The sequence below is a fragment of the Colwellia sp. E150_009 genome (assembly GCF_053543955.1).
Map to the genome: position 1 here is coordinate 72,804 of NZ_JBHFOM010000012.1, position 16,957 is coordinate 89,760.

General features: G+C 35.2%; 16 protein-coding genes. 7 read left to right on the forward strand and 9 right to left on the reverse strand.

The window, feature by feature from the left end; all coding sequences use genetic code 11:
- Positions 1–96 precede the first annotated feature (96 nt).
- Positions 97–411, forward strand: a complete 315-nt coding sequence (gene cutA, locus ACE1OF_RS07780) for a divalent-cation tolerance protein CutA (RefSeq protein WP_448893716.1) — start codon at positions 97–99, stop codon at positions 409–411.
- Positions 412–416: 5 nt separating this feature from the next.
- Entirely contained in the window at positions 417–2,339 is a 1,923-nt protein-coding gene (locus ACE1OF_RS07785) for a protein-disulfide reductase DsbD (protein WP_448893717.1), read from the forward strand.
- 257 nt (positions 2,340–2,596) lie between these two features.
- Here the strand turns inward: ACE1OF_RS07785 and ACE1OF_RS07790 are convergent, their stop codons facing one another.
- The 5 genes from ACE1OF_RS07790 to ACE1OF_RS07810 form a co-directional block, all read right to left on the reverse strand.
- Positions 2,597–5,035, reverse strand: coding sequence for an EAL domain-containing protein (locus ACE1OF_RS07790; RefSeq protein ID WP_448893718.1), 2,439 nt, complete (start codon positions 5,033–5,035; stop codon positions 2,597–2,599).
- A gap of 14 nt (positions 5,036–5,049) precedes the next feature.
- Complete coding sequence (locus ACE1OF_RS07795) at positions 5,050–6,267, reverse strand: hypothetical protein (protein WP_448893719.1); 1,218 nt, start codon at positions 6,265–6,267, stop codon at positions 5,050–5,052.
- Positions 6,245–6,715, reverse strand: a complete 471-nt coding sequence (locus tag ACE1OF_RS07800; protein WP_448893720.1) for a hypothetical protein — start codon at positions 6,713–6,715, stop codon at positions 6,245–6,247. Before ACE1OF_RS07800 ends, ACE1OF_RS07795 begins: the two co-directional genes overlap by 23 nt.
- Before the next feature lie 460 nt (positions 6,716–7,175).
- Positions 7,176–8,390 carry a hypothetical protein gene (locus tag ACE1OF_RS07805; RefSeq protein WP_448893721.1) on the reverse strand — a complete coding sequence of 405 codons (1,215 nt, stop codon included), beginning with the start codon at positions 8,388–8,390 and terminating at the stop codon, positions 7,176–7,178.
- Positions 8,368–8,652, reverse strand: coding sequence for a hypothetical protein (locus tag ACE1OF_RS07810; RefSeq protein ID WP_448893722.1), 285 nt, complete (start codon positions 8,650–8,652; stop codon positions 8,368–8,370). Before ACE1OF_RS07810 ends, ACE1OF_RS07805 begins: the two co-directional genes overlap by 23 nt.
- A 656-nt stretch (positions 8,653–9,308) precedes the next feature.
- Between ACE1OF_RS07810 and aroQ the strand changes: the two genes are divergently transcribed.
- The 4 genes from aroQ (at position 9,309) to ACE1OF_RS07830 (ending at position 11,938) form a co-directional block, all read left to right on the forward strand.
- Entirely contained in the window at positions 9,309–9,767 is a 459-nt protein-coding gene (aroQ, locus tag ACE1OF_RS07815) for a type II 3-dehydroquinate dehydratase (protein WP_448893723.1), read from the forward strand.
- Positions 9,768–9,856: 89 nt separating this feature from the next.
- Entirely contained in the window at positions 9,857–10,303 is a 447-nt protein-coding gene (gene accB, locus ACE1OF_RS07820) for an acetyl-CoA carboxylase biotin carboxyl carrier protein (protein ID WP_448893725.1), read from the forward strand.
- Between the two features lie 23 nt (positions 10,304–10,326).
- Complete coding sequence (gene accC, locus ACE1OF_RS07825) at positions 10,327–11,673, forward strand: acetyl-CoA carboxylase biotin carboxylase subunit (RefSeq protein ID WP_448893726.1); 1,347 nt, start codon at positions 10,327–10,329, stop codon at positions 11,671–11,673.
- Between the two features lie 106 nt (positions 11,674–11,779).
- On the forward strand, positions 11,780–11,938 hold the full coding sequence (locus tag ACE1OF_RS07830) for an oxidoreductase-like domain-containing protein (protein WP_448893727.1): 159 nt from the start codon (positions 11,780–11,782) through the stop codon (positions 11,936–11,938).
- 54 nt (positions 11,939–11,992) lie between these two features.
- Here the strand turns inward: ACE1OF_RS07830 and ACE1OF_RS07835 are convergent, their stop codons facing one another.
- From ACE1OF_RS07835 to ACE1OF_RS07845, 3 genes are read right to left on the reverse strand one after another with little or no spacing between them, the layout of a single operon-like run.
- Positions 11,993–12,490: a hypothetical protein gene (locus ACE1OF_RS07835; protein WP_448893728.1), complete on the reverse strand. Its 498-nt coding sequence runs from the start codon at positions 12,488–12,490 to the stop codon at positions 11,993–11,995.
- Between the two features lie 18 nt (positions 12,491–12,508).
- Entirely contained in the window at positions 12,509–13,969 is a 1,461-nt protein-coding gene (locus ACE1OF_RS07840; RefSeq protein ID WP_448893729.1) for a hypothetical protein, read from the reverse strand.
- Positions 13,970–13,971: 2 nt separating this feature from the next.
- Entirely contained in the window at positions 13,972–14,769 is a 798-nt protein-coding gene (locus ACE1OF_RS07845) for a hypothetical protein (protein ID WP_448893730.1), read from the reverse strand.
- Between the two features lie 291 nt (positions 14,770–15,060).
- Between ACE1OF_RS07845 and ACE1OF_RS07850 the strand changes: the two genes are divergently transcribed.
- Positions 15,061–15,249 carry a hypothetical protein gene (locus ACE1OF_RS07850; protein ID WP_448893731.1) on the forward strand — a complete coding sequence of 63 codons (189 nt, stop codon included), beginning with the start codon at positions 15,061–15,063 and terminating at the stop codon, positions 15,247–15,249.
- Positions 15,250–15,303: 54 nt separating this feature from the next.
- Here ACE1OF_RS07850 and ACE1OF_RS07855 read toward each other — a convergent pair whose 3' ends face one another.
- The gene (locus ACE1OF_RS07855; protein WP_448893732.1) at positions 15,304–16,686 is read right to left on the reverse strand and encodes a hypothetical protein; all 1,383 of its coding nucleotides are present in this window, start codon (positions 16,684–16,686) and stop codon (positions 15,304–15,306) included.
- Between the last annotated feature and the right edge of the window lie 271 nt (positions 16,687–16,957).

Consider the following 16,957-nt stretch of genomic DNA (forward strand, 5'->3'; position numbering starts at 1 on the left):
CATTTTCAAGGATTGAACATTTTTAGCTTACATATTACTAGCCTTGTTAAGTTTTTTTTAAGAGAATAACATTAAATTATTACTGTGAGATATATTATGAATTCTCAACTGGTATTAACAACTTGCCCAGATGATCAAATAGCCAAAGTCATTGCAGAGTATTTAGTTAAAGAAAAGCTAGCAGCTTGTGTCAATATATTACCTAATATAACGTCAATTTATTATTGGCAAAATGAAGTACAATATGACAGTGAAGTTCAACTATTAATAAAGACAACGAGTAATAAATTTAAACAATTAAATGCTCGCATTAATGAATTACATCCCTATGATGTAGTGGAGGTGATCGCTTTGAATATCCAGCAAGGCGATAATCACTATTTAAACTGGATCCGTGAATATTTAAAGTAGACTTAATGAAAAAATCATCATCACTTTCAAGTTTCTCGCAAGCTTTATTTTTTGCTTTAGTTATCATACTAGGTTGTTTTCAATCTACTACTAGCAAGGCGCAGCAATCTATTTTTGACACATCAAGCGCTTCTCTTTTTAGTAATGATGACGAATTTTTAAAAGTTGATCAGGCATTTATTTTTAATTTTGATCAAGCAAAAAATCAACTCAATATCAATTTTGAAATAAATGAAGGTTATTACCTGTATCGCCATCAATTTAAATTTACCAGTGACAACGCTCGCATATCACCTGTTGATTTACCGCAAGGGATAGATCATGAAGATGAATTTTTTGGTGTTCAACAGATTTATACAAAAAACTTAAATCTTACGATTAATATTGAAGAAGCGTCTGAAAATGATGTGATTACAGTGCGCTATCAAGGCTGTGCTGATAAAGGGCTATGTTACCCACCGACTAAAAAGAAAATATCATTAACCCAAGTAATTACTCAAGTTAACGAAAATAATAGCACTGGAGCTATTTTATCCGCTTTACAAAATGAACAAAACGTATCAACAACAAGTAAAACGACAGCACCGCAAGCCAGTGAACAACACCAATTAGCTGAAATGTTAAAGCAAGACAGTTTATTGCTAACTTTAATTGCGTTTTTTGTGGGGGGATTGTTACTCTCTTTCACCCCGTGTGTGTTCCCAATGTACCCTATTTTAACAGGCATTATTGTTGGGGCTGGTAACCAACAGGCAAAGAGTCTGACCACCAAAAAAGCCTTCACATTATCTTTTTTCTACGTACAAGGTATGGCAGTTACTTACACTTTATTAGGTATTGTTGTTGCCCTTGCAGGTGCACAATTTCAAGCAATATTCCAACACCCCTTTGTACTAATAGCGCTCAGTATCTTATTTATTTTTTTAGCCTTATCAATGTTTGGGGTGTTCAATTTAGCACTACCAGCAAGCTGGCAAAATAAATTAAATAACTTAAGTAATAAACAAAAAGGCGGTTCTATTACGGGTGTTATTATGATGGGGGTTATTTCAGGCCTAGTTGCCTCACCTTGCACAACCGCACCGTTAACGGGAGCCTTATTGTATATTTCTCAAACTGGTGATGTGGTATTAGGTGCTTCAGCATTATATGCTTTAAGTTTAGGTATGGGACTTCCTTTATTAGTTTTAGGTAGTTCTGGCGGTAAATTATTACCCAAAGCAGGTGCATGGATGAATATCATCAAAAACATCTTCGGCTTGTTACTACTTGCTGTACCTATCTTTTTGCTAGAGCGCTTTATACCTGAACTAGCCAGTAAGACTTTATGGACACTTTTATTATTAGGCTCAGCAAGCTATCTTTATGTTGCCAACCAAAGTACGGCTACCAACGCAACAACGAGTAAGATGAAAAGTTTCGGTTTTGGTTTGCGGTCATTACTCATTTTTTTAATGATGTTTTTTGGTGCAAACATGAGTTATCAATTACTTGTCGCTAACAATATTATTGCCAGTGACAATAAACAAAATATCACTCAAACCGCATCAGTTGCAGAAATAAACCAACATTTTAAACATGTAACTACGCTAACAGAATTACAATCTGCTATTGTTCAAGCCAATAGCCAAGGAAAAACTGTAATGTTAGATTTATACGCTGATTGGTGTGTTGCCTGTAAAGAGTTTGAACAATACACCTTCCCTGATAAAAATGTACAAGAAGCGCTTGCTAACACTATTTTATTACAGATAGATTTAACAAATACAGGAACAAAACAAAATATTGAACTAATGGATTACTATAGTGTATTTGGTTTACCGTCTATTTTATTTTTTGATTTACAGGGAAATGAGCTAAGTCAACAACGTGTTACTGGTTTTATGGAAGCAACAAAATTTAGTGCTCATATTAACAGCATATTTTAATTAAATATGTTTTTTGATGATCTTGTTATTGGTGATACAAAAGCACTAATACCGATTTCATTAATTAGGTGATCTACTTTATACGCAGGAAAAACAGCCAAATACAAGGCATTTATTTTAATAACTAGTTGTTCTAATTATTAAATAAATAACGCCGTAGTTGGTTGTTTTAACCAGTAGAAATGATCACATAGTTAGTGAGATTGATATAATAGCAATATCATTAAATATTAATACGTTCATGCTATTAAGTAAAATTATTCGCTTTTATCAACCTGAGTTTTCCAATACCCGTCATAAATATGCGTTTTAATAAACTCATTCAATTCTATTTCGGGTATTGGCTTAGAGAAATAATAACCTTGAATGATATCGCAATTATTTTCCGTTAAACTTCGCAATTGTGCCGCTGTTTCAACGCCTTCAGCCACAACCATTAAATCTAAATTTTTCACCATGGCAATCGTTGACATAATAATTTGATAATCAGCATGGTTTTCCAACATACCAAAAACGAAGCTTTTATCAATTTTAATCACATCAATTGGCATTTTCTTAATATAAGCTAATGACGAATAACCCGTACCAAAATCATCAATGGCAAAACTAAAGCCCATAGATTTTAAGCTGTCCATCATAGAAATAGTATGGTCAATATCTTTCACTAATATTTGTTCTGTTAGCTCTAATTCAAATATGTCGGCTGATAAAGAAAACTTGTCTAATAAACTTTGTAAGTAACTGGGTAGGTTTACATCAACAAACTGCCCTGCTGATAAATTGATGGCAATCATGGTATCTTCTAAGCCTTGCTTTCTGATCATTATCGCTAACTCAAAACAACGATGAATAATCCAATAGCCTAACTCAATCATATGTTGGGAGTTTTCTAAAATAGGAATAAAATCTTCTGGTGAAATCATACCCCGTTCAGGGTGATGCCAACGTAGCAATGCCTCAAAACCATATATCTTTTTATCTTTTGCTCGTAATTGTGGTTGTAAACTTAAACTAAATTGCTGTTTAGCAAGCGCTTGACGAACTTCACCTTCAAGCATTACACGATGAGCAACACGTTGATACATTTCTTGGTGGTATACATGAAATTGGCTACCACCATTGTCTTTGGCTTCGTACATAGCTATATCAGCATGAGAAATCAAATCTTCAGCATGCTCTTCACAAGACTCAGTGTAAGAAATACCTATACTTGTAGAAACATAAAAAATACTCGAACCTAACCTTATCGGTTCTTTAAATTGCGTTAATAGTTGATCGGCCACCACCACCGCTTCATTTACAGATTTTAAATTCCCTAAAATCACTACAAATTCGTCACCACCAAAACGACAGGCTAAATCAATTTTACCTACACTTAAGCGTACACGCTCAGCAGCTTGAATTAACAGTTTATCGCCTTCGGTATGGCCATTACTGTCATTAACCTTTTTAAAATCATCCAGATCTAAAAATAATACTGCAACCCCGCCTGGGTACCTGCGAATATTAGCAATCGACTTACGTAATTGATAATTTAACATATTGCGATTAGGCAACCCCGTTAACAGATCATACATGGCTATATTTTCTAACTCTTTCGTTTTCTGCTCAACTTCAATATTGAGTTGCTCTAATTCATAGCTAAGATCTAAAGCTGAGTGCGTTAATACGTCCAATTCATCAGAAAACAACAATGGCCTTTTTAATCTTACTTCACGAAATTTATCAAACTTTTTATTGGCCAATAAGGGAAGTGCCCCAGATAAACGTAGTAACCGGTTAGTAAATGGACGAGCAACTAAATAAACAAATAAACCTAAAATAAAAAAGATACCACTAAGCGAAATTAAAAATTGTTTTACATAATGTGCATTTTTTTTCTCAAACGAGGTTACATCGTCAATTAAAGACAAATAAAATGCGCGTTTACTATTTTGTGCTAACGGTAACAAATTGACCAAATAACTATTGTCGGCTAAATCTATTTGTAGCCCCTGCGCAAGTACTCGCACTAAATCAGTTTCTTTATTTTCATCAAGTAATGCTTGTGCTAACTCCATATTTGATGCCGAAATAATGTTTGTTTCAAACTCAGATTGATTAGACTCTAGAGGAATGCTAATCACAGCCACCTCGCTATTTAACGAAGTATTGATTGCGTATAGCATATCAACAAGACTAGCACTCATGGTGATAACGACTACATTGCCTTGGTTATTCAATAGCGGAACGCTTAATAATAACTGGCATTGTAACTGACATTGAATTTTATGATTAGGACGTTGATATTTTATCACTTGGTCAATATTTTCTTGCACTGACAAGGGCATAATAGACGTAACAAAGAGGAGTTTTTTATTGGCATCAACTAGCCAAACATTCTCCACATTTAAGTTAAATTGCAACCCATCAAATTGGTTAGCAAGTTGATCAGCAAAAACAGCAAAGTTATCTTGCTGAGAAAATTTAGTGATTTCAGCAAAAGACTCAAGCCAAACATTCAATTTTGAACGTAAAATATCACTGTGTAAGGCAAATTGAGCTTGTGCTTGAGCTAGTGTTTCTTGGTGGAATTGTTTATATTCATCTTGTAAACGCGATAGGGATAATGCAGAAAAACCTATAGCCAAAAGCAATAGTGTTGAAAATATCAACAACAATAACTTTGTTGGGACACTAATAAATTTTTTTGCCATCAGTTAATTCCCTATTAAAACCAATACATTAATTGCACAGCCCATAGCTGCCAATTTTTACTATTATTCACCGTGGGGTTTGGCAAAACTACAGGGGTAAGCCTACCTGTACCTTGAAACCAGTGATATTCAAATCTTACTCTAAAATTACTCGATAAATCATACGATAAACCAATTGTTGTATCATCATGATATGCAAAATAAGCAGGAACTAAGCCATTAGTTTCCTGTTCCATTTTATTACCATTTTTATCATTTTTATCACTAGCAAAAGTTTCATAGCGCATTAACAAGGTTAGCTCATGATTGAGCTTATATCGAGATTGTACATACCAACGATGACTAATTGGATTTTTTAAGAAGGTTGGTGTAAAAAAACCTTTTGTTGTAAATCTACTTTCATGAAACTCACCACTAAACTCCCATTGTTCGCCTTCATATAAAGTATTTATACTCGTGGTTTGAAAGGAAAAGCTGCCATCAAAAAACAAATCTTGTGCTTTATTAGCGCGATAAGTAAAGTCAGAGTCTAGATAAGAAACACCAAATCGCCACGGTGAAAATAAAGGTTGCCAATAAAAACTGGCTTGAGCTTCAAAATCTTGCTTAACGGTCCCTTGGGATTGCTTGCTTAAAATGATGTCGGCCTGTTTACTCGAGATAGGATTAGACCCATAACTAAAATTAAAGTCAAAATTACCATAATCATCATCGCTTCGGCTAATTTTGATGGCAGCACCATCGGCACCCACAGCAATATCTCTAAAACCATCAAAATAGATAGATTGCGGTAAAATAATACTAGGGCGCGCAAAAGGAACGTCTCTAGAGCTAGAATACAACCAATGATTATTTTTAAAACGACCTAAGTAAATGTTTGTACGCCAGTTATTGTCTGTATAAGCTAACCAATCAATTAACGCATAATCAATACGGGTTCCTTCCGCATAGCGGTTACCACCATTTAAGTAAACAACTTGTCCAGCCAAACGGAAATTTGAGCTCACTTGATACGACGCATTTATACCCAGTTCTGTTAATTCCGAAGATATTTCACCGTCATCATTAACAAAATTACTACCATCAACATCAATTAACCCTTGAGCAATAAAGCCATGATAGTGTAGCTTTTGCTCTGCAGCCTCAACATTTGCAACAACAAGAAAAAGTATCGCAATTAAAATTAAGTTACAAAACAAGCGTTTCATTTTATTTTTCAATTTGAATAACATTTACGCCCTCCGCATCCTTGATACTTTCAACATAACCAATTGCTCCTGGCGTTTTTCTTACCGCATTCATCAATTCTTCTGGTGTATTTACTGTAATTGGCGCAACGCCTAAGCCAGAATAAGTTAACTTATTCCAAATACGATCAAGTTGATAAGGAAACATTTGTAATCGATCTTTAGTAAAGCGTAAATGAAGACTATGTTGTCGGGGTAATACATAAGCCGTAATTCGAACACCATCAGCCCACTGAGTTTGTCGCATCGTATAAATACGTCGCAATTGTGAAGTGGTAAATTTAGATTCACTGACAGACGGGTGTACAATTACATCAACAGCATAAGCCTTTAAAAAAATACAACCGAAAAATATTAGTAAACATAAAGAATTAAGTGTTTTGATGATACAGTCCTTTTTACACTTAGCTATAAGTGAATATTGCTTGAACATTTACCAACTACTAGAGCAATTTAATAAGTTTGGTAATGAACATTAATAGTAAAAAACCAAGTCAAACGATAATTGACAATAAAAAGGAACATCAAAGTCGGATAGCTAACACAACCTTAGTTTTAAATTATTAAATGCATCAAGAATTTTTATATTTATTTACTTGGGAAATTCTTTCTACGTTAACAATAAACCCTACCTCCAATTATTTTACCAATTTACCTTATCTATTTAGAATATGGAATTCCTTTAAAAACAACACATTGAATAACACTTATTAAAACCAGTGTAGTAAATAATGATAAAAAAAACCACTATTTAAATAAAAACAAAGAGATTAGACCAGTAGTGTGTTGCTAAATGCTGCGAAAACACGTTAATAATCGTCAAAAATAAAAACTTTCTTTTTATAAAAAATTTTCGTGTACTCATGCTAAACAATCAACTTTAACACTGTGTTTTAAAACCAATACATCAATTGCATAGCCCATAATTGCCAATTTTTACTATTATTCACTTCGGGGTTTGGCAAAACCACAGGGGTAAGCCTGCCTGTACCTTGAAGCCAATGATATTCAAATCTTAACCTAAAATTACTTGAAAAATCATAAGATAAACCAATCGTTGTATCTTTTTGATATGCAAAATAAGCAGGCACCGTACCGTTTGTTTGTTGTTCTAATTTTTTACCGTCTTTGTCATTTTTGTCACTATAAAAACGTTCGTACCTTGCAAGTAAAGTTAATTCTCTATTTATCTTATATCTTGACTGTACATACATCCCTTGACCAGTAGGCTCACTGTTAAATGTAGGTACATAAAATCCTTCGGTACTAAATACTTCTTGGAATACTTCTCCACTAAACTCCCAACTCTCTCCCTCATACAACGCATTAACAGTGTAAAATTGGAAAGAGAAATCAGCATCAAAAAACCGATCACCCAAGCTATTTTCCTGATACTTAAACACTGTATCCAAATATGAGACACCAAATCGCCACGATGAAAATGTTGGTTGCCAATAAAGACTAATTTGTATATCAGAGTCTTGTTTTACATCGCCTTTTGCATCTGTACTTAAAATTATATCAGCCTGTTTATCCGAAATTGGAGAAGTACCATAACTAAAGTTAAAGTCAAAATTGCCATAATAATCATCACTTCGGCTAATTTTGATGGCAGCGCCATCAGCACCCACGGCAATGTCTCTAAAACCATCAAAATAAACGGATTGCGGTAAAATAATACTAGGACGAGCAAAAGGAATATCTCTAGAGCTAGAGTACAACCAGTGGTTATTTTTAAAACGGCCAAGAAATAAATTTGCTTGCCAATTTGAATTCTTATAAACCGACCAATCTAACAGTGCATAGTCCACCCTTAGCCCTTCTGCAAATCGATTCCCACCATTTAAGTAAACAATTTGTCCTGCCAAACGTAAATTAGCACTTAATTGATATGAGCCATTGATACCCAACTCAGTTAATTTTGACGATACCTCACCGTTATCATTAACAAAATTACTGCCGTTAACATCAATCACCCCTTGAGCAATAAAGCCATGATAATGAAGATCTTGCTCTGCTGCTTCAATATTAACAACAACAAAAGAAAGCAATGCACTTAACACATAAAGCAAGTTTTCAATTGTTTTACTTTTCAATTTGCACAACATTTACAGCCTCCATATCTTTAGTATTTTCGACATAACCAATTGCTCCTGGCGTTTTCCTTATCGCACTGATAAGTTCTTCTGGTGTATTGACTGTAATGGGTGCAACCCCCAACCCAGAATAAGTTAGTTTATTCCAAATACGGTCAAGTTGATAAGGAAACATTTGTAACTTATCTTTAGTAAAACGTAGGTGAATACTATGCTGACGAGGTAAAACATAAGCTGTAATTCGAAGACCATTAGCCCACTGAGTTTGTCGCATGGTATATATCCGCCGTAATTGCGAAGTAGTGAGCTTAAACTCCTTAACAGACGGATGCACTATAATATCAACAGCATAAGCCTTTGAAAAAGCACAACCAAAAAATAAAAATACTAATAAACATAAATAAGTAAATGTTTTGATAATACAGTCCTTTTAAACTTAGCAATAACTAAAACCAGTTTTGCTTAAGCATTTATCAACGACTAAATGAAGATTTTTAATGAACGTAGGAATTAATTGTAGCTGCCTACAGAAACTTATCTTGTTGATAAAATTATACAATATCAGGTTTTCTAAAACCAGTACAACCCTCATTTCTAAATTATGAACGAAACTCTGCTTATTAAAAAATTTTCTATGTTTATCTTTTATATATTCATAATAAATTTTAACGCAACCGATCTCCAAAACTACACAAAATTATTACAAGGAGCACTAAATTAAATAATAACGTTTAACCGTTTGTATACTACATGGTGAATTTGAATAATTAAAAAAAACACAAAAGAGGTTAGACCAGTATTTTGCTGCTATATTCTGCGAAAACACTATAATATTCGTCAATAATAAAAAAATTACTTTTTTTATTCACAACATTATTTTTTTATGTAATCATTGGCTCCAGTTGCACTTTAAAGGTATTTTTGACGAAAATGAGCACAAAGTTTGAAATTTTAATGTTAAATGGTCCAAATTTAAACATGTTAGGTAAACGTGAGCCTACAATTTATGGTGCACAGACCTTAGACGAAATTGTTGCTTTGTTAGCAGCACAAGCTGATGAAAAAGGAATAAAGCTTTCTCACATACAATCAAATGCTGAACACCAGCTTATTGAAGCAATTCACAAAGCTTATCAGAAAGTTGATTTTATTATCATTAACCCTGCAGCATTTACGCACACGAGTGTCGCAATTCGTGATGCCTTATTGTCAGTAGATATACCTTTTATAGAAGTCCATTTATCAAACGTTCATGCAAGAGAAAAGTTTAGGCATCATTCTTACTTTTCTGATATTGCCAAAGGCGTCATTTGTGGTTTAGGCATTGATGGCTATAGTTTTGCACTGCAATCAGCGCAGTCATGGCTTCAAAAGAACAAAACAAAATAATACTATACACATTATTAACCAACATAATGGTTAGTTTACAATAACTAACTTCATATTAATAAACGTAAATTAAAAAATAAGGTAACTTAATGGATATTCGTAAGATAAAAAAACTTATCGAGCTAGTAGAAGAATCTGGGATCAATGAATTAGAAATATCAGAAGGAGAAGAATCTGTACGTATTAGCCGTGGAGTACAAACAACAGTTGCCGCGCCAGTAGTACAAGCAGCTCCGCCTGCGCCTGCGCCAGTAGCTCCAGTAAGCTCAGCCCCCGCTAAAGAAGCCGCACCAGAAATAACTGGTCACATAGTACGCTCTCCTATGGTTGGTACTTTTTACGCCTCAGCTTCTCCTGAAGCACCTGCATTTACCGAAGTTGGCCAACATGTTAATGCTGGTGACACATTATGCATTATTGAAGCCATGAAAATGATGAATCAAATAGAAGCTGATAAATCAGGGGTTATTAAAGAGATTCTTGCGCACAATGAAGACGCTATAGAATTTGATCAACCGCTATTCATCATTGAATAAGCCCAACCAAAAAGGGTCATTCCATGTTAGATAAAGTTGTTATCGCCAACCGTGGCGAAATTGCCTTAAGAATACTACGTGCCTGTAAAGAGCTTGGTATTAAAACTGTTGCTGTATATTCCACTGCTGATAAAAATCTAAAGCATGTATTGTTGGCCGACGAAACCATTTGCATTGGTAAAGCCCCAGCACCAGACAGCTATTTAAATATTCCAACAATTATTACAGCAGCTGAAATTACAAATGCTGTTGCGATCCATCCTGGCTATGGTTTTTTAGCTGAAAATGCTGACTTTGCAGAGCAAGTTGAAAAATCTGGCTTTGCTTTTATTGGTCCTAAAGCAGAAAGTATCCGCTTAATGGGTGATAAAGTTTCCGCAATTAATGCCATGAAAGCAGCAGGTGTACCATGCGTACCGGGTTCTGATGGACCATTAAACGATGATGAAGCGGTAAACAAAGCGCATGCAAAGCGTATTGGTTACCCTGTTATAATCAAAGCTGCTGGTGGTGGTGGTGGCCGAGGTATGCGTGTTGTCCGCACGGAAGAAGAATTAATTGAATCAATACAATTAACTAAACGTGAAGCGGGTACTATTTTTAAAAATGATATGGTTTACATGGAAAAGTTCCTTGAAAACCCACGACATATCGAAATTCAAATCATTGCTGATGGTCAGGGTGCCGCGATTCATTTAGGTGAGCGAGATTGTTCTATGCAACGTCGCCATCAAAAGGTTGTTGAAGAAGCACCAGCCCCAGGTATAACACCTGAAATGCGCGCAAAAATTGGTGAACGATGCTGTAATGCCTGTATTGAAATTAACTATCGTGGCGCAGGCACCTTTGAATTCTTATATGAAAAAGGTGAATTCTATTTCATAGAAATGAATACACGCATTCAAGTAGAGCACCCTGTGTCTGAAATGATCACAGGCGTTGATTTAATCAAAGAGCAACTTCGCATCGCCGCTGGTCAACCGTTATCTTATACTCAAGAAGATATTAAAATTTCAGGTCATTCAATTGAATGTCGAATTAATGCAGAAGACCCTCGTACTTTTATTCCTTCACCAGGTAAGATTACTCGCTTCCATCCCCCCGGTGGTTTAGGTGTTCGTTGGGACTCACACATTTATGCTGATTATTCTGTGCCGCCAAATTATGATTCTATGATTGGTAAATTAATCACCTGGGGTGATAACCGCGATGTTGCTATTGCACGTATGCGTAATGCACTTTCAGAACTTGTGATTGATGGAATAAAAACTAACATTACCTTACACCAAGACATATTAAATGATCATGGTTTTGTTAACGGTGGTGCCAACATTCATTACTTAGAGAAAAAACTAGCCGACTTTGAATGAAATTAATTTAAGCAGGCACTAATCAAAAGCTCTGCATTGACAGGGCTTTTTTTCATCCTAATTTAAAGTAAACTATTCATCAATTTAGCCTGTAAACGAGACACGTATGACTAACCAACTAGAAAAACCCATACCACCTTCTGATGACGACTGCTGCGGTGGTGGCGCATGTAATCCTTGTGTTTGGGATCACTATTATGCTGAATTGCAAAAATGGCGCATTCAACAAGCCAAAATAAAAGAACAAGAACAAGAACAAGAATAATATAACATAAAGTCGCTTGCTCCAATTGAGCTAACTTATAGATTCAATCTTAGATTACTTTGGTTCCTTAGGTTCTGTGATTACAATCCTAACGGGTTCTGAATGGCTTCCTGCATAACTCATCGTAACATCAAATGTGCCTGTAAATAAGCCATGAGGAAGATACGATAAAAGATCAATGTTGAAATAACCACCTGTCAATACGCCTTCAAGATCTTCTCTGCTATTTACTGGTGCGTCATCAGGTGGTGCCACATCGGGCTCGTCATCGCTGTTGTCTTCATTATCCTGAACAACCCCAGTGTAATATATGTCTGAGTCAATCAAGTCCACCCTTATTGATAAAGGCGCACCATCCATTATGGCCAGCACAGAGATTAAATAATAACCGCATACAGGAATAACCAACGTTTCACCAAGAACAGGAATAATTCTCTCTGGCGCGTTAATAACAACACCGTGCCACGGAGAGCGAGGTACTGATGGTGAACATACAGATTGTTGACGTGTACCAACTTCTATTTCATTATATAATTCAGGAACATAGTCCATCTTATTACCCTCTTAAACTTAAAACCCTGCATTAATATCTAATTTTTTCACTACCTTTTCGCAATTAGCGCAATAAGCATTTTTCTGATTAACCGCGCCAAAAATCACACAAGTTGACGCAGTCAAATTGGCAGTTCCTTGGTAATTACTCAGACCAGGCGAACAACCATTAAAACAATGATTGCCTGCATGTCCTTTATTTTCATAGTGTGTTGCATGCTTATCTGGACTAATACCAGTGCCGGCAGCAACCATTCCAAGTTTATGGCCTATTTCGTGTATTATAGTGCACTCTTGCTTAGCATTAGGTTGATCTCGCCACCATGCTCGCGTACATACACATGTTTGATTAGCCCCTCCAAGGGCTAGCCCTCCTCTCATTCGATCAACAACATTCACCTTTACAACAATTCTGCCAACGCCAACAGCCATCCCAGTAACATCAACCTTAACTTTATTCCAAAAGTCACCGCTACCATCAGCACTTACTTTAGCTTCAGGAATCACTTCAACGCCACCACCATTGCGATGAAATTCTGCTGATACAAACCATGATTCAGAACCAACAAGATCATGCCATAAATATCGTGTGTCTACTGTATATGGTGACAATAAACCAGCAGCAATGACAGGGATAATAGCATCAGCCTTTCCTGGCCCAACATTTATATTGTCTTTACTTATATCAACCCCTGAATTTTTCACAGCAAGGTGGTCAGTATAGGCAACAACTAACAAATATTTATTCTTTTCTTTCGCCTCTGCATCTGCATCGATTGCCGCAACAATATTAGACGATAACATGGTAGAGTCTGCTCTATTTCCAATATTTTCTTGTCGTGGAATTTCCAAAGCACTTAGCTTTGACGGTTCAAAGTGATGTTTTTTATATTCTGTATCAACAGGAGCTGTTGAAGAAAGAACCGACGTTAAATTCTTCATTTTTGCTTCAACATAATAGAACTTACGTTTTGTTTTTAAAATACCCGTTTTGACTTTCTTTCCTTTGCTGTCTACCGCCTCTACTTTAAATTTATAACCACCACCAGCAACTAATTTAACCGCATTTTTTATCACTTTTGTTCCATCAGAATCTGTTGTGCCATTCACTATCGTTTCTGTATATTTAAAGTGTGAATTTCTTGCTTTCTCAGTAGCAGTATACTCGTCCGTTCCGCTTGGTTTAAGTAATGTTAACTTAAAAGAATGAGCACCAGGCTTATCAAACTTCACCTTCAAACTAGGTTTCATTCCTAACCAATCTTTATGCTTTACATCAACGCCATCAACCCACTTATCTTCTACAGGTAAGTTAACCCACTGAGTACCTGAAGCTTCCTCTTTATCATTTACCCACCATGCAACAGAAACAATATTCGCATCCTTCAAAGGACAGGGTTGAACAGCACTATCAGCTTTCGCTGACTGTGATGCATCTTTAGTTTTAGATGCCTTATTAGGCTTAGAACATAACCCCATAATTAGTCCTTTTTCTGCTCGGTAGCTAAGGCTCTAGCGGAAGTGATAATTTTAGATAAGTAGTTATTGGCAGCATTTAATAACATTTCATAACGTGCATTTTGTTCATGTTCAACAGAAAGTGCCTGAGTGTCTTTTTTTAACGCACCTATAATCAACTGATCATGATAAAAATTTAGACCTGCTATAAATGCCATTAACACATAACTCAGCTGTGATGCTGGCTGTAAAAATTTATCTTCGATTGCTCTACTTACGGCTTCCCTAATAAAATCTATATGTACTTTTTCGGAGTGTGTTTTATATTTTTCAGGAAACACCAAATTAAATGCATTAATTATTTCATGTATATTAAGTGAGTTATACCCTAATGCTTTTGCGGATTCTAACCAAGACTTAAGCCTTGATACAGCTAAAAACAAATGGCTAGCATCTTTACCTCTGACGATATCTAGGTACGCCCAAGTATTGTCATATAATGTATCAAGTCGATGAATATTGTCACTAATATCTTTATCATAAAGTGGCAAACACAATTCTGCATACAAGGGGTTTTGATGGAAGTTACGGCCTAATAATACGGTATGGTCTATAAATGATTGAATTGCTGCTTGCTCACTTATAGCAAAATAATTTGCAGTTTCAATTGCTTCATCAATAAAAACCAATAAATTAGCATCATCTAAATGCTCACTCTGTACGGGGAAATATGAGCGGATATGCTCTTTAAGTTGTGTTTTGAATGTAATTAAAATACCCGCTGACATTTTAGCCATTTGTTCTCTACTAATCTTCAGCATTTCATATTTCCTTATTGTGGGTAATTAGGATAGTAAACGATGTATCTTATGTATTCAACGAAATCTAATATTGGCTTCAGCCATAAAGTAAGCGAACTTCAAAAGGAAATTTACCATCGTCTTTAATCTATTGTTATGACTGTTGAGCACAATCACAATGGGCTTTGCTGAACAGCTACAAGTGACCATAGTATTATTATAAACCCAAGCCTATTATTTTGACAAAGATCCATTTAATAAGTCTATATTATTGTTTATAATTATAACTCGACTAATTAAGGATGATTAATAATGAAAGATTTCCCTCCTGCAGTACTGGTTGAAACTTGGTTACACGTTATGAATTGCAGAAATAAAAACATATCTCGTCAAAAACATGCCATATATCAAAAGATAAAAGCCTATTTTGGTACAATAGAATTAGCACAATTATATGTTGAACAAAGTAAAGATGAAGAAATAGAGATTCATTTTTTGTGAGATACAATCAACCTCTCTATTTCTACTGATGCTCACATTATTCTGTAGAAAAAACTACTCTACAGCCATTGGCATAGCTTCAATATTGACAATTTCACTACGATTCAACGTTATTTTAAAACGCTGTAAGTGTTCACCCGTTTTGTCTACACACCGAAGAATAAGGTTAATTTGATAGCGACGTTCAACTGCTTGGCTCGATATTTTTTGTCCATCTAAGCTATACAAACGACCCGCACCTTTTTTCAAAAAACGAACAAATGGTGTTAAGTTAAAAAATATTTGTTGTTGAATTTCATCATACCCTGGTAAAAATTCCTTAACGATGACTTTATTATCACAGCGAAAATGAAACAAACGTGCTGCTTGCTTATTTTGTTGCCGACGTTTTTGAAATAAGTCGTTGACCGATTTGGGCAAATCTTTTGGAGTGATATATTCTAACCACAAAATTTGGCTCAAAATACGCTTTTGATTAACACTGTGTCTAAATATATTTTGCCACTTAGGTCTACCTTTTTGAATTTTACGCCAAATTAGGTTTGTTACATCTTCTTTAAATATTTCTCGTAAACCATAAATTAAACCTAAAAAAGCAATCAATGCCAAGGTGACCTCAGTGAAACTAGAGCGCGCATTAAGCACAAGTACCATGACAAAAGCCATAATCACCGCTGTAACACCACCTCTTACTAGCCGTTTTAAATTTAGATCTAAATATCGTGTTTGTTTTTGAAAAACGACACCGTATTCAATTAAACGCTGTAATAATCGCATTTTATTCGTTATACGGTTAGGGTCTTCAAGTGTTACTTGCGAGTTATAATTACACTCAATACGATAATTATTTTCTTCACGGCAAAAAGCTAATAAAAATTCTCGTTCCGTAGTAAATTCGCTGCTTTTGGGCCCTTTAGACAGCAACTTTAAAAATGACTGTTCTATATGCCAACTCAAGTAATTATCTGCATTTTCAAAAAAAGAACTAAGCTTAGTGTCTGAGGGGGTATAGCGTCGTAGTTTTTTCACTAATCCCGCTATCTGGTCTGCCAATTCGATAGCCGCAGGATAAAACTCTTCTGCCGTTTTTAATTTTAAGGTTTGTTTTATATCTGCATCCAATGCGATTTTTAATTGATACGAGTATAAATTTAAATTTAGCCGATAGTCACTTTGTCCGTTTTGATCTTCCTCTTCAAAACGTTGACTGATAAAACGGCTTCGTACCAAAGGAAGATGCAATTGCGCAGAGTAATAAGCACTATGGCTTTTTATATTGCTATAAAAGTAATCTTCAGCATTTAATGTGCTTGGGCTGATGCCCATTTCAACAGGCAATGAAAAGTAAAGATCAACTCGTTGCAGCTCTTGAGGCAACAATTGATGGCTTATTTTAATCGATAAATTCTCATCTTGAGATAATTTGACTTTTTTCACGCCTTAATACTTCGCCCTACATAATATGGTTAATTTTTTCCTCTATTTACAATATACTAACCTTATTACTTCAAATAAAGCAAAAGGCTCTCTATTCAACCATTAACAATATATTAATAGTTGAATTTGAACACTTTATGATATTAGACGTTTTTCTCTGCCTTATTGGTTAGTTTCTCAGATATTTTATACACCACCACAAAGAATAAAGGTACACAATGTTACAACTTCAACTACCTCATAGTTACACCATTATACTTTATTCAATGGT